Source organism: Oleiphilus sp. HI0132 (assembly GCF_001635845.1).
Genome location: NZ_LWGJ01000636.1, coordinates 1 through 674 on the forward strand (window position 1 = coordinate 1; position 674 = coordinate 674).

The 674-nt window shown below is 48.2% G+C and carries 1 pseudogene; it reads left to right on the top strand.

Going from position 1 to position 674, the window contains the following annotated elements:
- A pseudogene (locus tag A3766_RS07755) lies at nucleotides 1–674 on the top strand (molybdopterin-dependent oxidoreductase); the annotation flags it as partial.

Sequence of the window (674 nt, forward strand, 5' to 3'; positions counted from 1 at the left end):
TATTCACCCTCTTTCTAAAGCGATTGACCCGGTTTGGGAATCGAGATCTGACTGGGATATCTTCAAAGGTATTGCCAAGAAGTTCTCTGAACTTTGTGAAGGCCACTTGGGTGTTGAGAAAGATTTGGTCACGGTACCGCTTCAGCACGACACACCAGGAGAGCTTGCTCAGCCAGAGGGTGTGAAAGCATGGTGGAAAGGTGAGTGTGACCTGATTCCAGGTAAGACGGCACCAAACCTAGCCGTTGTTGAACGTGATTACCCGAATACCTATAAGCGCTTTACTTCGCTTGGCCCATTGCTAGAGAAACTAGGTAATGGTGGTAAGGGTATTACTTGGAACACTGAAGATGAAGTGAAGTTCTTGGGTGAGCTTAACTATAAGCACACTGAAGAAGGCGCGCATCAGGGTCGTCCGAAGATTGAGTCGGCAATTGATGCCTCTGAAGTGATCTTGAGCCTGGCACCAGAAACTAATGGTCAGGTAGCGGTTAAAGCATGGGCTGCACTGTCAGAGTTTACCGGTAAAGATCACACACACTTGGCTAAGCCGAAAGAAGAGGAAAAAATCCGCTTCCGCGACATTCAGGCGCAGCCTCGTAAGATCATCTCTTCTCCTACCTGGTCAGGTCTGGAAGATGAGCACGTATCTTATAACGCAGGTTATACCAACG